General features: G+C 40.0%; 18 protein-coding genes. 11 read left to right on the forward strand and 7 right to left on the reverse strand.

Features of this window, described 5'->3' with window-relative positions; genetic code table 11:
* On the reverse strand, window positions 1-1,185 hold the full coding sequence (locus tag AC13EX_RS05810; RefSeq protein ID WP_048641232.1) for an efflux RND transporter periplasmic adaptor subunit: 1,185 nt from the start codon (window positions 1,183-1,185) through the stop codon (window positions 1-3).
* Window positions 1,186-1,437: 252 nt separating this feature from the next.
* Between AC13EX_RS05810 and AC13EX_RS05815 the strand changes: the two genes are divergently transcribed.
* The 5 genes from AC13EX_RS05815 (at window position 1,438) to AC13EX_RS05835 (ending at window position 5,777) form a co-directional block, all read left to right on the forward strand.
* Complete coding sequence (locus AC13EX_RS05815) at window positions 1,438-2,499, forward strand: carbohydrate-binding family 9-like protein (RefSeq protein WP_482891938.1); 1,062 nt, start codon at window positions 1,438-1,440, stop codon at window positions 2,497-2,499.
* A 63-nt stretch (window positions 2,500-2,562) separates the two neighbouring features.
* Entirely contained in the window at window positions 2,563-3,369 is an 807-nt protein-coding gene (locus AC13EX_RS05820) for a DUF4382 domain-containing protein (protein WP_482891939.1), read from the forward strand.
* A 16-nt stretch (window positions 3,370-3,385) separates the two neighbouring features.
* Window positions 3,386-4,420, forward strand: coding sequence for a bifunctional diaminohydroxyphosphoribosylaminopyrimidine deaminase/5-amino-6-(5-phosphoribosylamino)uracil reductase RibD (ribD, locus tag AC13EX_RS05825; RefSeq protein ID WP_339711788.1), 1,035 nt, complete (start codon window positions 3,386-3,388; stop codon window positions 4,418-4,420).
* Complete coding sequence (locus tag AC13EX_RS05830) at window positions 4,413-4,883, forward strand: GAF domain-containing protein (protein ID WP_482891940.1); 471 nt, start codon at window positions 4,413-4,415, stop codon at window positions 4,881-4,883. Before ribD ends, AC13EX_RS05830 begins: the two co-directional genes overlap by 8 nt.
* Before the next feature lie 255 nt (window positions 4,884-5,138).
* Complete coding sequence (locus AC13EX_RS05835; RefSeq protein WP_482891941.1) at window positions 5,139-5,777, forward strand: SMI1/KNR4 family protein; 639 nt, start codon at window positions 5,139-5,141, stop codon at window positions 5,775-5,777.
* Between the two features lie 176 nt (window positions 5,778-5,953).
* Here the strand turns inward: AC13EX_RS05835 and AC13EX_RS05840 are convergent, their stop codons facing one another.
* From AC13EX_RS05840 to AC13EX_RS05860, 5 genes are all read right to left on the reverse strand, one after another.
* Window positions 5,954-6,433, reverse strand: a complete 480-nt coding sequence (locus tag AC13EX_RS05840) for a group II intron maturase-specific domain-containing protein (RefSeq protein ID WP_482891942.1) — start codon at window positions 6,431-6,433, stop codon at window positions 5,954-5,956.
* A 232-nt stretch (window positions 6,434-6,665) separates the two neighbouring features.
* Window positions 6,666-7,964, reverse strand: coding sequence for a group II intron reverse transcriptase/maturase (ltrA, locus tag AC13EX_RS05845; protein WP_482891943.1), 1,299 nt, complete (start codon window positions 7,962-7,964; stop codon window positions 6,666-6,668).
* A gap of 130 nt (window positions 7,965-8,094) precedes the next feature.
* On the reverse strand, window positions 8,095-8,391 hold the full coding sequence (locus AC13EX_RS05850) for a hypothetical protein (protein ID WP_482891944.1): 297 nt from the start codon (window positions 8,389-8,391) through the stop codon (window positions 8,095-8,097).
* Window positions 8,392-8,449: 58 nt separating this feature from the next.
* Window positions 8,450-9,169 carry a reverse transcriptase domain-containing protein gene (locus tag AC13EX_RS05855; protein WP_482891945.1) on the reverse strand — a complete coding sequence of 240 codons (720 nt, stop codon included), beginning with the start codon at window positions 9,167-9,169 and terminating at the stop codon, window positions 8,450-8,452.
* 121 nt (window positions 9,170-9,290) lie between these two features.
* Window positions 9,291-9,455 (reverse strand): hypothetical protein, encoded by a 165-nt coding sequence (locus AC13EX_RS05860; RefSeq protein WP_482891946.1) that lies wholly within the window; start codon window positions 9,453-9,455, stop codon window positions 9,291-9,293.
* Between the two features lie 374 nt (window positions 9,456-9,829).
* Between AC13EX_RS05860 and AC13EX_RS05865 the strand changes: the two genes are divergently transcribed.
* From AC13EX_RS05865 to AC13EX_RS05875, 3 genes are all read left to right on the forward strand, one after another.
* Window positions 9,830-10,990, forward strand: a complete 1,161-nt coding sequence (locus AC13EX_RS05865; protein ID WP_482891947.1) for an ATP-binding protein — start codon at window positions 9,830-9,832, stop codon at window positions 10,988-10,990.
* A 148-nt stretch (window positions 10,991-11,138) separates the two neighbouring features.
* Window positions 11,139-11,402, forward strand: a complete 264-nt coding sequence (locus AC13EX_RS05870; protein WP_482891948.1) for a tyrosine-type recombinase/integrase — start codon at window positions 11,139-11,141, stop codon at window positions 11,400-11,402.
* 181 nt (window positions 11,403-11,583) lie between these two features.
* A complete protein-coding gene (locus tag AC13EX_RS05875) occupies window positions 11,584-13,134 on the forward strand; it encodes a Fic family protein (RefSeq protein WP_482891949.1) in 1,551 nt (516 codons plus the stop codon).
* Window positions 13,135-13,181: 47 nt separating this feature from the next.
* On the opposite strand, the gene AC13EX_RS05880 is transcribed toward AC13EX_RS05875, so the two are convergent.
* Entirely contained in the window at window positions 13,182-14,381 is a 1,200-nt protein-coding gene (locus AC13EX_RS05880) for a sensor histidine kinase (protein ID WP_482891950.1), read from the reverse strand.
* A 691-nt stretch (window positions 14,382-15,072) separates the two neighbouring features.
* Between AC13EX_RS05880 and AC13EX_RS05885 the strand changes: the two genes are divergently transcribed.
* From AC13EX_RS05885 to AC13EX_RS05895, 3 genes are all read left to right on the forward strand, one after another.
* Complete coding sequence (locus tag AC13EX_RS05885; protein WP_482891951.1) at window positions 15,073-16,020, forward strand: hypothetical protein; 948 nt, start codon at window positions 15,073-15,075, stop codon at window positions 16,018-16,020.
* A 675-nt stretch (window positions 16,021-16,695) separates the two neighbouring features.
* Entirely contained in the window at window positions 16,696-18,180 is a 1,485-nt protein-coding gene (locus AC13EX_RS05890) for a BNR-4 repeat-containing protein (protein ID WP_482891953.1), read from the forward strand.
* 368 nt (window positions 18,181-18,548) lie between these two features.
* Window positions 18,549-19,055: an OmpH/Skp family outer membrane protein gene (locus AC13EX_RS05895; RefSeq protein ID WP_048641250.1), complete on the forward strand. Its 507-nt coding sequence runs from the start codon at window positions 18,549-18,551 to the stop codon at window positions 19,053-19,055.
* Window positions 19,056-19,732: the final 677 nt, after the last annotated feature.

A 19,732-nucleotide genomic window follows, 5' to 3' on the forward strand; every position in this document is an offset into this window, starting at 1 on the left:
TTATTGTTCTGTACTGGTAGGCATTACTTCTGCAAGGGTATCGTCATTTTCTGGTAATGTAGAACCAGTTTCATCAGCAACTATTTTAGGCTGAATGGTCATACCATCTTTCACATTCTGTATCCCTTCATACACCAGACGTTCTCCTACTTCCAAACCAGACTCTATAATATAATAATGAGAAAATCTTGCTCTAGGAATAATACTGCGCATCTCTACAGTGTTGTCCTCTTTAACTATGTATACAAAACTCCTGTCCTGAATTTCAAAGACCGCTTTCTGAGGTATAATAATTGCGTTCCTTATCTTATTGGTAAGGATGATTTTACCTGTTGCTCCGTGCTTAAGGATCTTTGTTGGATTGGGAAATAAAGCCCTAAATGCAATTGAACCGGTATTGGCATTGAATTCACCTTGCATGGTTTCGATAATGCCCTCATAAGCATAAGGCGCTCCATCTGCAAGTACAAGGTTGACAACATTGTTCTCAGTAGTCTCTCCTTTAGACTTGATGTATTCCAAGTATTCTTTCTCAGAGACATTGAAATAAACATGGACAGAGCTAATATTGGAAACGGTGGTAAATAAACTGCCTTGCTCTACCAAACTACCCGTTTTTAAAGGTATTCTATCAATAATCCCATCAAAAGGAGCCCTGATATTGGTATAGGACAATTGTACTTCTGCATTGTCCATGGCAGATTTGGCTTCCTCAATTTTCGCCAAAACAGCATCGTATTTCGCCTTGGTTAAGTTAAGCTCAGATTCCGAAATGACGTTGTTGTCCACCATGATTTTCAAACGGCCGACTTCAAACTCTATCACTTTGGCTTCTGCTTTTGCACTTTCAAAATTGGCTTTGGCTTTGGCCAATTCCGCTTTGTATTCCTGTTCGTTGGTTTTGAAAAGAATCTGGCCTTTTTTTACTTCCTGCCCTTCATCCACATTTACTTTTTCAAGAAAGCCCTGTACCCTGGCCCTAAGCTCCACATTCTGAATGGCTTTGATATCTGCTACGTAGTCCCTATGCATAATAGTGTCTGATGCAACCACTTCAATGACTGGGAATTCTTTGACTGCTTCAGCTTTTTTACCTGATTTATCGCCACTATTACATGAAAAAACAACAATTAACGGAATAAAAAATGCATATATTCCAATTTTATTTAATTTTATTCTGCTCATATTCAATACCAAACCTGTTTTACCTTTATTCAAATTTTAAAGTGATGTATTATTTACACTTTAAAGCAACAACAAATAATACAATAATTCCGGTTAAATCCTGTTAGATTTTGCCAAAGACACTTTTACTTCCTGTCAACGGGCAATATCATGGATAAATAGGTGTTTAACTTTCTTTGAATAACTCGCTATCTTTGCTGCCTGTTGATTCTTTTACTTGTTGTATATTTGCGACTATACCTAGACTGTAATATGTTCAGAAAATCTATACTATTGATAGGCTTGTCAATAATTAATCTCGCGGTGTATGCCCAAGACATTCCCCAAGCCAAAGGCTATGTGGCCTATAAAGTCAGTCAAAAGCCTATTATAGATGGTAAGCTGGAAGAGTCCAACTGGCTCGCGGCCAATTGGTCTAGTCCTTTTATGGATATCCAGGGAACTGATTTTCCAATGCCCAATCAATTGACTCAAATGAAAATGCTTTGGGATGAAAATTTTTTATATATCGGTATTCTACTCAAGGAGAAAAATATTTGGGCTACCTACACTGAAAGAGAATCAGTAATATTCCATGAGAATGATATTGAAATATTTATAGATCCAGATGGAGACACCCATAATTATTACGAAATAGAGGTCAATGCACTTGGAACTCTATGGGATCTCTTGCTAACCAAACCTTATAAAAATGGGGGAAGACCTATCAATGGATGGAACATCAACGATTTTGAATATGCCATCCATCTAGATGGAACGATTAATGACCCCAGCGATGTGGACGACCACTGGTCCATAGAGATGGCCATACCCTGGAAAAGCCTCTCACAATCCGGACCTTCTTACAAAGCCCCTGAAAATGGTGATCAATGGCGCATCAACTTTTCAAGGGTGCAATGGCAAATTGAACCTACAGCAAATGGCTACACGAAAAAAATCAACCCACAAACCGGTAAATCCTACCCGGAAGACAATTGGGTTTGGTCTCCCATGGGATTGATCAATATGCACCTGCCGGAAAGATGGGGTTACGTTCAATTTTCTGATAGCCAAGTTGGAAATGGCAATCAAGCTTTTGTCATGCATGCAGATGAGCAGATAAAAAACGAACTAAGAAAGCTATACGATGCAGAAAAGGCGTTTTTCGCTATCCATGGTCATTATACCGATCAATTGACTGAGCTAAATAGCAATACTCCCTTGTCAGATGTGGCCATAGAAGCTACTAAGTCTTGGTTTAAAATCTCCTGCCCGGCAACCTCCAAGGACAAATACTGGTATATAACTGAGGACAGCAAGATATGGAAAAAATAAGTAGGGCATTTATCGACTTAGACAGCAAATTCTGACCGGCCAAATGGCAAAACAGATCAACTCATGATAAAAAATACAATTAACTTTTTTGGTTTTTGGCTTCTTGGCCTTATTTGCATTGGTTGTACAGAAGCGACAGAAACACGCTCATTGATCAACCTATTACTTATAGACTCTCCTGGAGATTTTGATGAAGTATGGGTAGAAGTCAATGGGGTAGAAATTCTGCCTGCGGGAATTCGCGGAAGTGAGGAAAATGCCAACTGGGTGAGTATCCCCTATCAGGCTGCCAGCAATATGGTTTTGGTAAGTGCACTGGTCAATGACACCCAGCTTCTCATAGGAAGAACAGAAATTCCAGCTGGAGATATTTCAAAAGTTAGGTTTCTTCTGGGAGATGTAGCCTACTTGATAAAGGACGACATCCGAACGGATATGAGCATCTCCACAGATAGCGAGGCACTATTGGAATTGGATGTGGACATTAACACCCAAAGTGGTCTTTCCTATGACATCATTCTGGATCTGGACCTGGCCCAATCTGTGGTCGCTAACCAAAGTGGAGGCTTTGATTTTGTCCCTCATCTTAGGGTATTTGTAGGGACTGGTTTATCAGAAATCACTGGAACAATCTACCCCATTAGCATCGCCCCACATGTGCTGGCAATCTCAGCCACAGACACCTTCAGCACACTCACCGCTGATGATGGTGGGTTTTTGCTTAGTGGCTTGCCAGAAGATGAATACGCATTCAAAATAGCCGCTCCTACAGGATATCAGGACACTACTTTCACTCTCTTGACTTACCCTGACAGCACATTGACCCTAGACCCAATCACCATCACCTTACAAGAATCCACCTCCCCCTGATAATATTGCCAAGTTTATGAACGAAGATCAGCATAAAATCTACATGTTAAGGGCCATTGAACTGGCTGAATTAGGAAGGGGAAGTGTCAGCCCTAATCCCATGGTGGGCTGTGTGATCGTACATGATGGATTGATTATAGGTGAAGGTTATCACGAAAAATACGGGCAAGCCCATGCAGAGGTAAACGCCATTGCTTCAGTCAAAGACAAATCCCTTTTAAAAGAGGCTACCCTCTATGTTAGCCTAGAACCCTGCGCTCATTTTGGAAAAACACCACCTTGCGCAGACTTAATTGTCAAGCACCAATTAAAGGAAGTCATCATCGCTGCAGTAGACAGCAATCCTCTAGTGGAGAAAAAAGGAATTCAAAAGTTAGAGCAGGCAGGAATAGCGGTGACTACAGGAGTGATGGATCAGGAGGTTAGAAAGCAGAATGTGCGGTTTTTCACCCAAATGGAGAAAAAGCGACCCTATATTATTCTAAAGTGGGCCCAGACAAAGGATGGCTTTGTAGCCCGTACCAACTTTGACAGCAAGTGGATCAGCAATTCACTTAGCAGACAGCAGGTACACCGCTGGCGTACAGAAGAGGATGCCATTTTGGTGGGCACCAATACCGCCCGCTATGACAACCCCCAACTGAATGCCAGAGATTGGTATGGAAAAGACCCATTGAGGTTGGTTGTCGATAGAGAATTGAAATTGGAGGAAAGTTTGCATTTGTTTGATGGGAAGCAAGACACCATCATCTACAATCACCAACTCAATAAAACAGTCGGAAAGACCGAATGGGCCAAAATAGATGTTCGCATCGATGCCAAAAAAATCGTAGCAGACCTTTATGCCAGAAACATTCAGAGTCTGATTGTGGAAGGTGGAGCAGCAGTTTTGGGGGATTTTATAGCAAATGACTTATGGGATGAGGCCAGGGTTTTTACCGGAAATGCCAAGTTTGGCTTGGGCATCCCAGCCCCTGTTATGACAACTATTCCCATAGCCCAATATACTTTTAAAGAGGATTTACTAGCAATTTACAGGAACCATGACTGAGGAAATCAATCTACCCAAAAATGCCAACAAGGAGGAAATATACAAAGTCCTTCTGCCACAAGTTAAGGCCTTGCTTTCCGGAGAGGAAGATTTGGTTGCCAATATGGCCAATATGACTGCGGTGCTAAAGGAGGCTTTTGGCTTCTTTTGGGTGGGCTTTTATATAATCAAAAAGGGTGAATTGGTTTTGGGACCTTTTCAGGGACCCGTAGCCTGTACCCGTATCCAAAAAGGAAAAGGCGTATGTGGCAAAGCTTGGGAAACCGGAGAAACGCAGCTGGTACCTAATGTCAATGCCTTTCCAGGTCACATTGCCTGCAGTGCCGCCTCCCAATCAGAGATAGTGGTACCCGTATACAAAGAAAAGGAGATCATCGGCGTTCTGGATATTGATTCCGATCAGTTAGACGCTTTTGATGCAGTGGATCAGAAGTTCTTGGAGGAGATGGTGGGATACTTATAGAAGGTGACTCTTTTATTGAATTTTTTAAGATGGTTTTAGGATCAGTATTTTCATTTTAAATGGAGTTTACATGTCTTATTTTAGCTGTTTATAATAAAAATGTAGTTTCTCTCTTAGATTCCTTGTCCGAAATCCTTAATTTGACAGGGAGAAACAGAGCAAAGTAGCTGGGTACATAATAGATATATACGTAACTTCCCTGCTAAACTTGTTTATATACAATTGTTGGTACAAGCTAAAAGAATACGAACAGAAATGACACCGAAACAACAATTAGAATCAATACTTTCAAATCAATACGAATCGGAAGACGGAGATTTGTATAGGGTTGAATTGTTGGACGGTATGACAGACAGCGAAATAGAAAACCTAAAAAATCAACTTCCTAATAATTTTTTGCCGAACGAAATCGAAGAATTACTGAGATTCAGTAAAGGTTTTGAATTCTATGGACTTGAAGAAGTCCGATTTGATGCATTCGGTCATTTTGGATTTGAAGAAATGTTCCCAAACTCAATCCAAATCGCAGGAGATGGATTTGGGAATTTTTGGATTTTGGATATTGACTCAAAAGGAAAATGGAATTCAGTTTACTATGTCTGTCACGATCCTGCTGTATTAGTGAAACACTCTGAAAATTTATCGGAATTCATAAAACACGTTGACGAATTCGGACAAAAAGGAAATCTATCCAACTTAGACATTATTCACGAAAAGACCGTAATGGACATTTGGAGCGAAAAAGTCGGAATAATGGAAAAAAATGAAAAGGACTATGACTTTGAAAACGGACAAATTGAATTGCCTGAAATGTTTTTAGTAGCAGACTTGACTGATAAACCAATAAAGACAGGATTCCATGGGGAAAATCAGGTCCGAATACAAAAATCATAAGACCGGATGACGAACCGATTTGGATTGTTGAGAAACGAGTGAAGCAAGGTTTTCTATCAAGACTTTTCGGTGGAAAGAAATAAAAAGCCAGTGCCTAATCGAGTAGACGGCCGTGAGCCATAAGCTCACGGTGCGCCTCTCACACCACCGTACGTACGGGTCTCGTATACGGCGGTTCACTGGATTGTAGGTTGGGATTTGAGGTAATAGGAGACCATAGACTCGTAACCTTTTCTTCTTAGGCGTGACAAAGTGATCGTAGTAATCAGAATCGGACTCTGAGCTACCGCCCAACCCCCTTTTCTGGTTCTGCTCCATGCGTAAGCATGGTCTTGGTCAACTCCAAGTTGAATAAGGTTTTTACGTTTTCGCTCCGGCTTTTTCCAATCATGCCAGATACAATATCGAAGTCGGTTTCTAAGCCATTCATCAATGGCTTTCAGCTTGGCGTGGATACTGGCAAGGCGGTAATTATTCACCCATCCCCGCCAGACCTCAGCCAACTTTTTCAACCTTTCCTCGAAGCTGTACGGTTTGGTTTTCTTGGTGATCTGCTTGAGCTTACGTTTGAGCGACTCCCAACTGTTCTTTTTCGCCACCAGTTGGTATTTTCCTTTGTCCCCTTTCTTATATGTCGGAACAAATGCATGTCCCAACAACTCGAAGTTGGAGGGTCTTCGGATGCCACAGCACTCCGTGCGCCCACTTCGCACTCACGTGCTCGTGCGTCCTTGTTAATAGGCAGTCTGAGCTTGTCTCTTAAGTAAAGATAAATCTCGTTGCCCACTTTTTTGGCCTCCGTCTTTGACTTGGTGTAGATGCTGAATCGAGTAAGCCCAGGGAACCTCCCCCTGAGCTTCTCACAGATCCGTGCGTGATAGTCTCCCATCACACGGCTCTTCTTATTCCAGCCACCCCTAAATTTTCGGGGTTCGGAGGACGGACACCTAAGCGCCAATGGGCAAACAGATTGGGGTTTTGGTAACAAACCTTACCCAACCAATGCTCCGATCGCCTCTTGTGCCGTCGCAACTTTTTGAATTTCCTGCTTGCCCAGTGCGACAATCTGCGGTTTAAGCTTTGGAATAGCGGGTACAGGGCTGATTTATAAAACCGGCCATAGTAGTTGATATAGCCCTGCAACTTTGCATTGAACATATGGGCCAGATCTTCTATACTTTTATCACTCCGGTTTTGTAGATTCCAGCTCCTGATTTCTCTGCCAATTCTTACCTTGGCCTTATTGCTGATAGCTGGGCTGAAGTTGATAAAGTGTTTACCCCATCTGTTCTTCGACCTGCGTGCCCTAAATGTAAATCCTAAAAAGTCAAACTGCTCGTTCTCATGGTGGCCTCTTCGGTCATCATCTCGACAGTAGACTAACTTGGTCTTTCTTTCATTTAGAGACAGCCCGCATTGGGACAGCCTTTCGCTAATGGCCTCCTGTAATTGTGCTGCTTCCTGTTTGCTCCGGCAATGGCAGATACTATCATCTGCGTACCGCTCAAACTGGATATCCGGGTAATTCCTTTTCATCCATTCATCAAAAGTATAATGCATGAAAAGATTTGCAAGGATGGGACCTATTACTGAACCTTGAGGAATTCCTTGATCCCTCGCCTGACTCTTCCCGTTTGATCTTTGATAGGGTACCTTTAGCCATCTTTCGATATACAACAGCACCCATCTTTCTTGGGTATGGCGTTTTAACGCCTTCAGCAATAATTCATGGTCTATGGTATCGAAAAATCTTCGGATATCCATATCCAATACCCAGTCTCTCCTCCAGCATCTTCGTCTTGCTCGTTCTACCGCATCGTGGGCAGATTTCCCAGGACGATAGCCATAGGAATCTTCATGGAAGATTGGTTCCAGAATCGGTTCTAGATAGTTTACCGCTACCATTTGGGCTATTCGATCCAACACGGTTGGAATGCCTAATGGACGGGTTTCTCCTTTCTGGCCTGCTTTCGGTATTTCAACCAGCTTTACAGCTTGCGGATGGTAACTGCCTGAACTCATTCGGTTCCATAATTTATAGAGATTCTTCCCTATTTTTAACTCAAAGTCTTCCAGACTTATACCATCAATGCCCGCTGATCCACTGTTTCTCTTTACCTTCAGGTAGGCCTTCCATACTTGCCGCTTTGGAATTTCAAACGGCTTTGCTGTCTTAGTTGAGTTCATCCTAAAATTAATTTTCAGTTGGCTAACTTTCAGCTAGAATAAGCTGCCCCCTTTGCTCCACCTCAATTACTAAGGCTTCTTCACTACTACGGGGCAGTCTGCCCCTGTACGGTGTATTGGTACTCAGAGCCTAACAGGTCTGCTGATTGGCTCGCTCCCTTAACACCACCGCACAGGTTCCCAAGTTCCTTGACGACGCCTCTTTACAGCTCATGCCATCTTTGTGCCGGATGCCGACCAGACAGCGATACAGGTCTCTTCTGGACTTATCCCGGGTTAACGACTTCCTCCCGGTTCTGACATCTTTCCTACGCTTTCGACATGTCTTCAATGGTTTCCTTACGGTCATCTTCTGTAAAGTCACTTGATAGTTTTTCTCTACCTTTTCCGTATCACTCACTACAAAGCCTCTTAAGCAATGCAGCATACGGTAGTTTGATACCAGTTCCTGTTAACCGATACCGGAGGGCCTACCTCCATCATCGTCAAAGCATAGAAGACTGATTCCTATCAGTCTTCTTTCTTGGCGTACAATCGTCAGCATACCGAACGTATTTCAGGTTTCTCCTGTCAAGTTCCTTGTCCAGTACATCCAAAAGGATGTTGCTTAGTAAGGGACTGAGCGGGGAGCCCTGTGGTACGCCTTTTCTACGTTTGTGCAGTTTTCCGTCAATTTGGATGGGTGCACGTAGCCATTTTCGAATAAGCCGGTGAGTTGTCGGGCATTTTACCCGTAGATAGATGAACTGTAGTAGGATGGAATGGTCTACTTCATCATCCCGGTTGACCGGGATCAAGTCAATGTCCACGATGTCCTGATAGCCATCATTGATGTATTTCAGGGCTTGTGTTATTGCTTTGTGGATGTTCTTTTGCGGACGGAAACCATAGCTGTATTCCTTGAACGTGAGTTCGTACTTGGTCATCAGCACTTGGCTAACCGCCTGTTGGAGCCACCTGTCCATTACCGTGGGAATCCCCAATAATCTGATTTTTCCGTTGCTCTTGGGGATTTCAACCCCCTTGATAGGATTAGGTACATACGTGTGGTTCAGGATGGATGTGGCAATCCTGTCCCTGTTGTTTTCCAGATAGGAAAACAGTTCAGTAACCTTCATGCCGTCCACCCCTGCCGAACCCTTGTTCCGCACTACCTGTCGGTAGGCTTTGAAGAGGTTCTTACGGTTGAGTACCTTTCCTATCATAGTTATTCTGTTAACCCTGTCCGCTTAAGATGGGGCTGCCCCATTATGGAGCTCCCCATCGAATTTGGACGTAATCCAATGTTCAGTCCTTCGCTACCCAGTGAGACCATCAGGGGTATGGTTAAAGCAATCCCTGCTCGTTTCTCCAGCTACTACGACGTCGGCTGACTTCTTGGCTCATAGAAACCGAATCTATTCCAAGACCTCCCTCGGTAAGGTGAATATCCTTGTGCCTCCCCACAGCCTGGCCCAAAGCTCTCGCTTTGTCCTCTGCCATATCTACCATTTCGGTGCTTCCTCCCTAACGGGGGTTTGGACTTTAGCGTGATGTGACACCTCATCCGACCTCATGGCCTCAGTATATGGTTTTCCCGGTCGACCGGGATACAGGCACCGCAGTCTGGCTTATAGTATATCCTGAGAATTCAGGGCTTCACTGCATGTCTCACGACAAACCACCCCTGTGAAAAAAACAGGGCAGGCATTGCGACTTGCTAATGCTTCGGGACACGACTCCCGCAAATGAGGGACTTTCACCCTCTGGAATAATTTGGTATCTTCGATACCAAATGCCCATGCTGGGCACACACAATATGTATAGTGCATAGCACCCTGCGGGATGCTACGACACCATACATGGAACGTTGGCAATAATTTGAAATGATAAACAAAAGGCTATTAATAAAGAATCTCATTTCTCATAATGATGAAGGAACTTTCTTTGATAAAAAGAGAAGCATTAGTTTATCATCTGATTCTGAAAAAGCAAAACTTCTAAAGCATATTTGTGCATTAAGTAATTCAAATCCAGAGAATGAATCGTATATAATTTTTGGGATTTCAGATGATGACAATTCTATAATTGGAACAAGTCCGTTTGATGATAGTGTAATTCAAAACCTTGTAAGGTCTAATTTAAAAAATTCACCAATAGTTTCTTATGAAAACATCCAATTTCCTGAAACGGAATACTACCAAACGGTTGGTCTATTAACAATTTTTCCAAACACAGAAAGGTCTAGTCTTATCAAAAATATTTGGAAATTAAAAAAGGGAAGTAGTTTTTATAGATACGGAAGTACTTCAATAATTATTGATGAAAACTTTTATGTTAATGAAACGAATAAATCAACAGTTAGTTCTATTAAAGAATATTCAATCAATAACTTAAAAGGAATTATAGATGGAGTCCAAGAATTTAAATCTATTAGCCATCCCGAATATCATCCTGAAAATGTTGTATTTCTTGACCAATTTGTTTTATGCTGGTCTGCTTGGAGAGATAAATATGGAGCAAGAGATTATTATTCAGAAATAAATATTCATCTAGTCAATGAAAATAAAAAGATTTTTATTTCTGCTGTTCAATTCGCTGACATAATCATAACTGAAAAAGAATTTAAGATTATAGAATTAGTTCCTTTAGGTTATGGAGAAAATTTCGATTTATATCCATTTGAGGAGATTTCAATCAGTTTTCTAGCAAACGGAACTTATACTATCACAACTAAAACAATATTTGAATTTCCTACTTTTTCAAAAGTGGAAATTGAAAAATTATATAAACGAACGAAATTACTTACTGAAAAATATAAAAAGGGAATTTTCCCAAAAGAGGAAATGAACTTTCAAGAAGGTTTAGCTCAATACTATCTTCTATGCTTTCTAAACGGAATTGAAGCTGCTAGAGCAGATTTAATTGAATCTAAAACCTATTTGGACGGTTCAGCTGCCGAATGGCAAAGTGAATGTTTAGGAATATTAGAAAAATATGAAAAAACTATTGCCAGTCGAGTAGGTAAAGGGGAACCCCACCCCTAAACCTCTCATCCCGGTCGACCGGGATATGTGAACCTCTCAATTCATACTCTTATTATGCAGTCGGTGATTGGTCCATTATGTTAGATTAATTTGTATCCCAGTCCCCGATGGTAAAACAGATAGGGATATTTAGCTTAGGTCGTTCGTAATGTTACTTAAGGAAAAGAAGGCGGACAATATTTCACAACAAGTATCCAAAGGCTTATTCAGAAAAGCAGTAAAAGCCAGTGGAATTAATCCATGGGCGACAGTCCATACCCTTCGCCATAGTTTTGCTACACATTTATTAGAACAGGGTACTGATTTGCGACACATTCAGGTTTTAATGGGGCATAATTCCACCAAAACTACTGAAATACATACCCATGTAGCCAACAATACTTTTAAAAAGATAAAATCCTTACTAGCTTAATTCCAATATAGAAGGCAAATAAAGTGCAATGTGCACTTTAGCCGTACATTGGGCTTCAATCCAATTTTCACTCATACAATTGTAATCGTATTTCATGAAATAAACGAATTAATAATTATAATTCATGAAAAGTAATTGATTTTCATGCTATATTTATAATCGTATTTCATAGAAAAGTATAATGAGTAATTATTTTTCACAACAAGTAACTGCATTTCATGGAAAACCTACTCCAGAGCCTGGATTACTTGCTGGGTACGCATTATTAGCAACTATTATAGAAGAAAATGGGGTAAATGTTCCTTTACCTGACAGACTTGCTATTGTTACTGAAAAACATCATCGGTATAATACCGAACAATGGCAGGTATTTACAATCAGACACAAACCTGATAATGATTTAACCAGTCACTTAGCTTTTGCAATAAAGTACGAAGGAATTGATCTATACATTCTAAAAAAGTTTTTTGAGCACACAGGTAAGGAGCCCGTTCTCCACATGATAAAGAAAGAGCCCACCAGTCAGTATAGCAGGAGAGTATGGTTCCTCTATGAATGGCTAATGGATGAAGTACTTGATATACCAGATCTAAAGACAGGAACATATGTCGAAATAGTCAATCCCAAACTACAGTTCACGAGTTCTTCAATTAATTCGACCAGACACCGAATAAAAAATAATTTACCAGGTACACCAGCGTTTTGTCCTATGATTAGTAAAACCGATAAAATCGAAAGCTTTATAGCTAAAGATTTATCTGGTTCAATCGAAAAAGGCTTAGATGGTAGGGATAAAGATCTCATTAGAAGAACTGCTGCATTTCTGTTATTAAAAGACTCAAAAGCCTCCTTTGCCATCGAAGGAGAATACCCCCCAAATCTTAGAGCAAGAAACTGGGGCAAAGCAATTGGACAATCAGGAAAAAAAGAGCTAACAATAGAAGAATTAGAAAGGCTTCAAGACGTAGTAATTGGAACTAAAAAACTAAAGAACATGGGATTAAGAACGCAAGAAGGCTTTATCGGAGAGCATGATCGTGATACTTTTTCCCCGCTACCTGACCATATATCAGCAAAGTCTAAAGATTTACCATCTTTGATGAAAGGGCTATTAGACACAAATAAATTGCTGCAAGACTCAAGTTACGATCCGGTTTTAGCAGCGGCAACAATAGCATTTGGATTTGTATTTATTCACCCTTTCTCTGATGGCAATGGCCGCATACACAGATACCTGATTCATCATATATTGACTCGAATGGGGCATACTAAAAGGGGGATGATTTTTCCCGTATCAGCAGCCATACTAAACCGGATTGACGAATACCAGTCAATTCTAGAGTCATACTCATCTCAAAGAATAGAGTTAGTAGAATGGGAACCAACAGCAGATCACAATGTTAGAATTCTCAATGACACAATTGATCTATATCGCTATTTCGACCTAACCAAACAGGTAGAATTTTTATACGAATGCGTAGAAGAAACCATCGAGAAAATAATACCAGAAGAACTGGATTATTTAGAAAAATATGATCGGATGACTAAATTCATAAACAATTATTTGTCTTTGCCAGACACCAAAGTGGATTTATTAATCAAGTTGCTAAATCAGAATAAAGGTAGGTTATCAAAGAATAAAAGACAGAACGAGTTTGACGATATCACCGATGAAGAACTTTCAGCAATTGAAGAGAGCTTTCAGTCCATTTTTGAAAAAAGCAATAAATAAATGAAAGCCCAATAAAACCTAAACTGCAGTGAAAAAATGGATAAGGATTATTTTGGAATCGTAATTGAGAATGTACTTCCGACACCTATAGTTGAATCAACATTAACTATTCCACCTAGATTTTCTGTAATCTTTTTTACAGAAGCCAAGCCTATACCTGATCCCATTTTCCCATCCTTATCTGCTATTCCAACAATTTTAAAAAGATCAAAAACCTTATTTAATAACTCCTTAGGTATCCCATCTCCATTATCTTTTACATAGATGTAATATTGTTGTTCGTTTTCAGAAAAGTTAATTTCAAGTTCCGGATTCCCCGTATGATTATATTTTATGGCATTGGTAACCAAATTTATCATAATCTGCAATAAGGCAGACTTGTTCGTGAAAATGGCATTTGAATTGCCCTTTAAAATAAATTTCACTTTTCTTTCTGAATCCGCAATTTGTTGAAGCTCATTAAATATCTCATTTACCGGAATTAGCTCAAATCTATTTTCTAGTAATTCATCATTTTTGTAATACTTAAGCAAGCCATCCACATATTTCTTTAACGATTGGGAGGAGGATCTCAAATATTCTATGTAATTCTGTGATTCTTCACTAAGTTTCCCTTCATTTTCTTCATTCAGAAAATCAGTCAGCGAAATAATATTTGATAAAGGAGACTTTAAATCATGAGAAACTGTTTTGGCAAACTTCCTTAATTCTTCATTCCGCTTCTTTAATTCCTTTTGATATTTTATTAGAAGAAAATTTTGATATCGCTGCTCAAACAGACTTGTTACTTGCTGAGCCATAGCAATTAATGCATTTTGCTGTTTTTTTGTTAACTTTCGGGGTTTTGTGTCATAGACACATAAAGTTCCAAGTTTAAACCCTTCCGAATTTGTCAATGGTGCCCCTGCATAGAAAATTGCTTGGTGTTCGGTAACTAATGGGTTATCATGAAATCTCTCATCTTTTCTCGAATCCTCAACAATTGTGATAGCATCTTGGGAATTTATTGCATGTCCACAAAAAGAAATTGCCCTAGGTGATTCATTAAATGGAAGTCCATAATGTGATTTCAAAAAATTCCGGTCCTTATCGAGTAGTGTTATCAACGAAATTGGAGCATCACAAATGTAAGCCATTAATGCTGTGATATTATCATAACTACTTTCAGGAATAGTGTCTAATAATTGATATTTGTTTACTTCAAACTGCCTTCTTTTTTCGTTATCAGGTAACTTTGGAGGGATCATTTAATTTACTTAAGCTAATAAAGCTTGAAGATAATGAAATAAGATGATACAATTCATTGCGTAATTTTTAGTAATACAAACATTTTACAATAAACAGGCATAATGACGGCCGGCCTTTCAGCCCATAAACAGGTCCAGGGACCGTGCCAAGGGACCAGTTCACGGTGTTGGGAACTTGGTTTACTATGGGGAATGATTTGCTTCTTTTGCATTTTTTAACCTTGGGAAATGTAAATTTTAGGATTTTGTTAGACCGGTTGGCCATTGGCCAAAATAGGGCAGTTTATGCTTTCTCCGGTTTGGCTACAAGAACAATTCTCAGCGGGAAGTCTGATTTTTCTCCCACTTATTTGACTGAACGAATCATTTCTTTTTAGGAGTCTATAACTTTATCCTGCATAAAATGGCCACCCTTCTGCTTTGCTACAGGTTTCCACACACTGAAATATTTTGGTGACTCAAATACCTGAAGCTTATACCAAGTACACCCAGCATGTGTAGGAAATCCGCTTAGTAGCATTATAGGCGCCATAATCAAATTAATCTTACTGTTCTTGAAATAATGGGTGAGATCAATATTTAAAATCTAGAGAAATCCAGGGGAATTAAAAGCGCTATGTAGCTCTGGTTTTCTCTCTCCAATCGCTTAACTTGCTAGTAGACCTATTTTTGAGTATTATAATCCAAAAAAATGAAACTACACTACTACCTACTTTTGCTATCAGGCCTACTTGTTTCTGCCTGTAGTTCTCCGAAAAACAACTCTTCTGAACCTGTAAAACAAGCAATTGATCCAGAAATCACCCATTCAGTTTTTATAGCAGGCCCCGACTTTACCGGAATTTTGGGGGAGGCAGGAGAAGTCCTTTGGGATGCTGAACGTCCAAGTGCGAGAGATGGCTATGTTTTGGACAATGGACATGTATTGATTTGCTGGTCTGATGAAGTACTTGAGTTTGACAAGGATAAAAAGGTAGTATTCCGATATGATAAGTCAGCGGTAAACAAAGAATTGGGTACAGCTGTTCGCCTAGACAATGGCAATACCCTCATTACAGAATTAGGAGATAAGCCTCGAATATTGGAGGTAAATCAAGCGGGAGAGGTAGCTGTAGCCGTTCCTCTGCAACCTGAAACCGACAATGCACATATGCAAACCCGTATGGCCCGAAAATTAGCCAACGGAAACTATCTTGTCCCCCATTTATTGGCCTTTGCGGTTAAAGAATATAGCCCTTCAGGCGAGGTACTACAGACTTTCCACACAGATTTACCCGAATTAGGTGGGCGAGAGGCTAAAAACTGGCCCTTTACAGCGATTCGTCTTGATAACGGTAATACCTTGATCAATTTGACGAATGGGAATAAAACTGTTGAGGTGGACGCTGCCGGAAAAGTAGTTTGGAAAGTAAGTAATGAAGATTTTGAAGGGAGCCCTTTTCAAGATCCTTGTGGTGCCCAACGATTACCCAATGGAAATACGGTGATTGCGAGCTATGGCGCGAAAGAGGGGATCAAACTTTTTGAGTTAACCCCTGAAAAGGAAATGGTATGGAAGTACGAAGGAGAGAACAGGGTGCATCATTTCCAGGTATTAACAACAAATGGAGTAGCCCTGGAAGGAACCCCTTTGAAATAAGAGGCAGAGAAGGTCCTGGAGCATTTTGACCTGTAAATCAAATCCTTGCACATTTTAACAGGCTTTAACAATGGCAGGTTGCTTTCTTTTTCATAGCCTAAAATGTTGACTATTAACGATAGGTCTAATAGAGGAAGAAACGGCAATAACTGCCGGCTTCCAGCTATAGAAGGATTCGTTCAACAAGGCATACAGCTTATGGTGGGGAAACGGTTGACAGCAAGGTTTTCGATGCCTAGTCAGGTTCTCGCACTGCGGGCAGAAAAGTGCTTCGAAACCGCTAAAAGACCTAGGCAAACCGTTGGGCAACGTTAAATAGCACCTTTAACCCGAATTATGCAATAGACCTTCCTATAAATGATGAAATCACTTAAAAATCAGTCACCTCGTTGCGATTTTCGACTTTACCATAGCGATGCTATGACTCAGTTTCCAAGTAGCCTGATTTTCTTGCGATTACAACCCTTCCCCTAAACACGGGAAATCCAATTGCATAATCCGGGTTTAACAGACTTTTTCAATGAAAATTACATTTTTTTTTCATAGCTTAAAGTGTTAAATATTAACGGTACTTCTAATATGTAAATCCCGACAATAACTGCTGGCTTCCTGTCTTATTAGAATTCGTTCAATGAAGATATATATCAAATAACTCAAAATAGACTATAATAAATTATGGAAGCCATTAAAAAGATAATCCTTATATCATTTTGGTTGGTTTTAGGGCTTAATTCGGTAAAAGCTCAAAGCGATATTTATGGTGAAGCCAGATTGATAAATAAGCAAGCTGAAGGGTACAAAGGAATTTGGTATTATATCAATACTGCCGGACAGGCAGGAAAGGTCACCAACCAGTACAAGTATAAATATAGCGGGGGGCTGGGGACTTATGGTGCTACGCAATACCCTTTCTCAGTTTATGTGGAAGAAGTTAGCAAAACCTTTTTCTGCTACGGTGGAACCGACCATAGTGGAAAAACGCTGCTACACATGGTCTCCTATTTTGATCACAAAACAGGACAAGTACCTCGCCCAACCATAGTTCTCGACAAAGCCACCGAGGATGCCCATGACAACCCCGTACTACAAGTGGACAAAGAGGGTTACATATGGCTTTTTTCGACCGCTCACGGAGTCGAACGGCCTGCTTTTATTCATAGGAGTGTAAAACCCTACGACATTTCAAAATTTCAGTTGATGCCGGCTACCAAAACTGTGGATGGCAAAAAAGTGCCCCTGAACAACTTTTCTTACATGCAAATATACTACTCTGATACAGAAGGTTTTATTGGACTTTTCACACATTATGAACAAATTGGTGGACGTGTAATTTCCTGGATGAAGAGTGAAGACGGAATAAATTGGTCTGAATGGAAAGACTTGTCCCTATTGGGGAGTGGGCACTACCAAACAAGTGCCAATCAGGGAAAGCGAATCGGTACTACCTTCATGTACCACCCCGACAGAAAAGTAAGAGGTGGTTTAGACTTCCGAACCAACCTGTATTATCTTCAGTCGGATGATTTTGGGAAAACCTGGAAAACTGTCGACGGTTCCGCTATAGATTTGCCACTTACTGAGGTATCCAATAAGGCTTTGATACACAATTATGACGCAGAAGATCGTAATGTTTATATTGACGATTTAAATTTCGATAAGCAAGGAAGACCCATCATCCTGTACAAAACAAGTAATGGTCCCTTACCGGGACCCGTTCATGGCCCCAGAATGTGGCATACTGCCTGGTGGAGTGGGAACCAGTGGGAAATCCAATATTTCACTCCAGCAGGAAATAACTATGACGGAGGTTCCATCTATGTAGAAGAGGATGGAAGCTGGAGAGTAATCGCCCCCACAGCAATGGGACCACAAGATTACAATACTGGTGGGGAAATGGAAATGTGGGACAGCAAAGACCAGGGTAAAACCTGGACAAAACTGAAAATGTTAACCTGGAATAGCAAATACAATCATAGTTATGCCAGGCGTCCTGTAGATGTGAATCCCGACTTCTACGCTTTCTGGGCAGACGGACACGGGCGCGAACCTTCAGAATCAAGATTATATTTCTGTGATAGGGAGGGCAATGTTTACCGTCTTCCTCAACAAATGGATGGTGATTTTGCCAAACCTGAATTGTATACGTTTAACATGAAATAAACACTAAAACTTCCCTTTTGGAACAAATACAATTCATGAGCAGGAAATCTGTTTTACCCAGAAATTGATGAGTCAGAAAATTCATTTAGAACCCCTTATAATTTTGAATTTACTTCAAAGGTGACATGAGGTTTACAAAATTATTATTAGAATCATGTTTTACCACAATAAGGATGTTTGGAACGAAGTAGAATAAGCTTTGATCGATATTGAAAGTGCAATTAAATTAGCTTGGATTGAAGAACCAATTTTATTCATGCTGCTAAAATTATAACACCTCTTGGCGGACAAGCTAATTTAGAACCACAAGTAACATCTGAATCCAATAAAATTGTATATTTAACCAAACTCAAAAACTTAAAAGACCTATGTTTCAATTTAAACTATCCTTTGCAGTCATTGGATTTTGGCTCTTAACAGCAACATCTATCAATGCCCAATCTTTTGCCTATGTAAATACTTCAGAAATTTTGGCCGAAACACCGGCTTTGGAACAAGCAGAAAGAAATTTGGAGGCGTTTCAGAAACAGCTTCAAGAAAAAAGTCAGGTTATGGTGGAAATTTTTCAAGCTAAGGTTCTCGACTTAGAAGATAAAATTGCGAAAGGTGAAATAACTCCGGTTGAAAAGCGAAACCAAACCGAACTCCTCCAAAAAGAACAACAGAATATTGGAAAATTCGAGCAGGAAATGGTTTCTACCCTACAGGATAAACGCGATGAGCTCATACAACCTATTTATGACCGAATAAATGAAGCGATTAAATTAGTAGCCCAAGAACAGGGTTATAATGCCATTTTTGACCAACAGAGTCTACTATTTGCAGAAGAAAGTATTGATGTTACAGCATTGGTGAAAGCCAAACTTGGTATTTGATATTATAATGGTCTGTTTAACGATTCAATATTGACCAAGTTTAAGCGCCTAGGTGTCTATTAGCCGTCCTACAAAATCTTTTGTGGCAAATCTCCAAATATTTTTAAGACAACTATTTTGGTTAAATAATAATCACTACTGACTTAATTTATTGGTTAAATTCAGGTAGAACACTTCATTTATATAGTATTATCCTAGCTAACAAAAACCCAAGAAGACTTTGAGTCGGCAATTTATTTACTAACTTATGTACTGAAACCTAGCATATAGAATATCAATTTACCTGTCTGATTTATTGTTGAACTCAAAAGAATAGGCTATTTTATAAGTAGCCCCCTCCAAATTGTTAAGGACTTGAAGAGACTTACAGAATGTAAGTCCTTTTCAAAATAGAAAAGAATAGTCCTAGATTGTATTGAGAGAAGGGAAAATAACTGCTATTTACCCTCAACGATTTAATTCACACAACCGAGTGGTTGTCCTCAAGCTTGCGGAGCCCCCCCTCACACAATTCCGGTCAACTGGAATTCTCGTGGCTGCCATGCATTCTTGGTCTCCACTAAATGGCAAGAAAATATTTTTATTTGCTCAACCCTATTTCAATGAATTATAGATTGTGTTTTGAGGCAATACCTTTTTCTTCTCAGCCGTGACAATGTAATAGTAATAATAGACAT

Source organism: Cyclobacterium sp. L-R (genome assembly GCF_056859355.1).